This window comes from Limosilactobacillus panis DSM 6035 (assembly GCF_001435935.1).
Classification (GTDB): domain Bacteria; phylum Bacillota; class Bacilli; order Lactobacillales; family Lactobacillaceae; genus Limosilactobacillus; species Limosilactobacillus panis.
The window spans coordinates 1-2,994 of the sequence record NZ_AZGM01000118.1; the positions used below are offsets into that span (position 1 = coordinate 1).

General features: G+C 45.8%; 2 protein-coding genes. Both read left to right on the plus strand.

Features of this window, described 5'->3' with window-relative positions; all coding sequences use genetic code 11:
* Window positions 1–274 precede the first annotated feature (274 nt).
* A complete protein-coding gene (locus tag FD32_RS07180) occupies window positions 275–1,396 on the plus strand; it encodes an NAD(P)-dependent alcohol dehydrogenase (protein WP_047769611.1) in 1,122 nt (373 codons plus the stop codon).
* A gap of 58 nt (window positions 1,397–1,454) precedes the next feature.
* On the plus strand, window positions 1,455–2,906 hold the full coding sequence (gene aldA, locus FD32_RS07185) for an aldehyde dehydrogenase (protein WP_047769613.1): 1,452 nt from the start codon (window positions 1,455–1,457) through the stop codon (window positions 2,904–2,906).
* The last annotated feature ends 88 nt before the right edge of the window (window positions 2,907–2,994 follow it).

The window sequence follows — 2,994 nt, forward strand, 5'->3', positions numbered from 1 at the left end:
TGTTAAATTCCGAATGGAGCTTCTGATTCAGAGGCTTTTTGTCACAACCCCTTTTTCTGTCTTATATTTATAACTTTTCCGACAATCTTATGAAAACCTTTTCATCCGACAAGTAAAAAGTTTCACAAGTTTAGACAACCCTAATACATACTCTAAGTAGGCGTGTAACAATAAATAATAAAACTCTCATTTTAAAAAAAACTAAAAATTATCAAACTTTGTGATAGTGTAAACATTGTAAAGCGATTGGATATATCTAAGGAGATGTATTGTTATGAAAATCAAAGCTGCTGTTGTAGATAAGAAAGGTGCAAAGTTTGATATTCGTGACGACGTTGAATTGGCTGATATGCAAGCTGACGACCTGCAAATTCACATGGTCGCAACTGGTATTTGCCACTCCGATGAAGCCCTTCGTAAGGGTGATGCCGAAATTGGTTACCCAATTATCTTAGGACACGAAGGTTCCGGGATTGTTGAAAAGGTTGGTCCTGAAGTTAAGGACTTCAAGCCTGGTGATCACGTTATCCTGTCATTCTATGGCTGTGGTAACTGTATCAACTGTTTGAAGGGTAAGCCAACGAAGTGCTTGAACTACGCTGCTAACAACCTGTCAGGTGTTCGTCCTGACGGCAGTGCCCACTTTACTGAAGATGGCCACCAAGTTGATGACATGTTTGACCAATCATCATTCACTACCACCACTGTTGTTCGTGAGCGGAACGCTGTTAAGGTACCTAAGGACCTTGACCTGCGGAAGCTTGGACCTCTGGGCTGTGGTTACGTAACTGGTTCTGGGACCGTCTTCAACACATTGAAGCCTGAACCAGGTTCCACCATTGCCGTAACTGGTACTGGTGCCGTTGGTTTGGCTGCTATGATGGCTGGTAAGATTTCTGGCTGCACGAAGGTTATCGCAATTGACCGTGTTCCAGAACGGCTGAACCTCGCCAAGGAATTGGGTGCTACTGACGCTATCAACACTAACGACGAAGACATGGTTAAGGCTATCCAAAAGCTGACCGATGGCAAGGGTGTTGACTACATTGTTGATACCACTGGTGTTACTAAGGTTATGCAAGACGCTATCCAAGCCTTAGCACAAGGTGGTGTTCTGGCTGCCATTGCCGTTACTGCTCAACACATCGACGTTAACACTTGGAACGACCTTTGCCCAGCTGACCGGACAATCGTTGGTGTTAACATGGGTGACTCAATTCCACAAGTTGACATTCCACGTCTGATTGAATTCTACAAGCTCGGCATGTTCGACTTCGACAAGACCGAAAAGTTCTACGACTTCGATCAAATCAACGAAGCCAACGCTGACTCTGTATCTGGCAAGACCATCAAGCCAGTTCTGATCATCGACAAGGACTACAAGCCAGGCAAATAATTTACCTAGTAAAGTTGGTTTAAGGCATTAGATAGTACGCTTGAAAGGAAGCAATAAAATGGCTACACCACACTACAAGATGTACATTAATGGTAAATTTGTTGACACAGATTCAGGCAAGAAGATTACTGTAATCAGCCCAAACGATGAATCTGTTTTAGGGACCGTTCCTAGTGCTACGGTTGAAGAAACCCGTGAAGCAATTGACGCCGCTACGGAAGCTGAAAAGACTTGGCACCGGGTACCTGCACCAACCCGTGGAACCTACCTCCACAAGCTGGCCGAAGAAATTCGGAAGGACCCAGAACCATGGATCAAGAATCTGCAAGTTGAACAAGGTAAGATTCGTTCACTTGCTGAAACTGAAGTAAACTTCACCGCCGACTACTTTGACTACATGGCAGCAGCTGGTCGAACTTACAAGGGTGAAGTTATCCAATCCGACAACAAGGATGAGACAATTTTGCTGAAGCGGATGCCAATTGGTGTCATCGCCGGAATCCTGCCTTGGAACTTCCCATTCTTCCTGATTGCCCGGAAGATGGCTCCAGCTTTGGTAACTGGTAACACCATCGTATTGAAGCCAAGTTCTGACACCCCAATTGGTGCCCTTGAATTTGCTAAGCTCTGTGACAAGGTTGGTATCCCAGCCGGGGTTGTAAACTTTGTTACTGGACCAGGTTCAGTTGTTGGGAACGAACTTTCCAAGAACCCTAAGATCGGCATGGCCAGCTTGACTGGTTCTGTTGGCGCTGGTAAGCGGATCATGGCTGCCGCAGCTGACCACGTTGGTGAAGTTTCCCTTGAATTAGGTGGGAACGCTCCAGCTGTTGTTTGTGACGATGCTGACTTAGACGAAGCCGTTAACGACATCATCAACTCACGGTTCGACAACAACGGTGAACTTTGCAACAACGTTCAACGGGTATACGTTCAAGAAAACGTTGCTGACGAATTCATGGAAAAGCTGACTGCTGCTGTTAAGAAGATTACTGTTGGTGACACGGTTAAGAACCCTAAGATTGGCATGGGTCCACTGATCAACAAGGCCGCCCTTGAAAAGGTTGACAGCCAGGTAAAGCAAGCTGTTAAGGAAGGTGCCAAGGTTGTTACCGGTGGTAAGCCAGTTGACGGCAAGGGCTTCTTCTACGAACCAACTATCTTGACCAATGTCAAGCAGGATGGTTCCGCTATCCAAGACGAAATCTTCGGCCCAGTTCTGCCAGTTATGACCTTCAAGACCCTTGAAGAAGCCGTTGACATGTGCAACGACAGCACGATGGGCCTGACCTCTGGTATCTTCACCAAGAGCCTTGACCGGGCAGCCTACGCTGTTAACGAAATTCAAGCCGGTGAAACCTACGTCAACCGGAACTACTTCGAAGCTATGCAAGGTTACCACGCTGGTGTTAAGGAATCTGGTATCGGTGGTTCTGATGGTATGCACGGTATCCTTGAATGCACTGACACGAAGGTTGTTTACATCCAACGTCACCCAGAAAACATTTAATACTTCTCCTTTTATAAACTAAGTATCTCCTGAAAAGGGGTTGTGACAAAAAGCCTCTGAATCAGAAGCTCCATTCGGAATTTAACAA

Coding starts and splice junctions, on each gene's coding strand:
- FD32_RS07180 (WP_047769611.1), top strand. CDS start 275: ATGAAAATCAAAGCTGCTGTTGTAGATAAGAAAGGTGCAAAGTTTGAT.
- aldA (WP_047769613.1), top strand. CDS start 1,455: ATGGCTACACCACACTACAAGATGTACATTAATGGTAAATTTGTTGAC.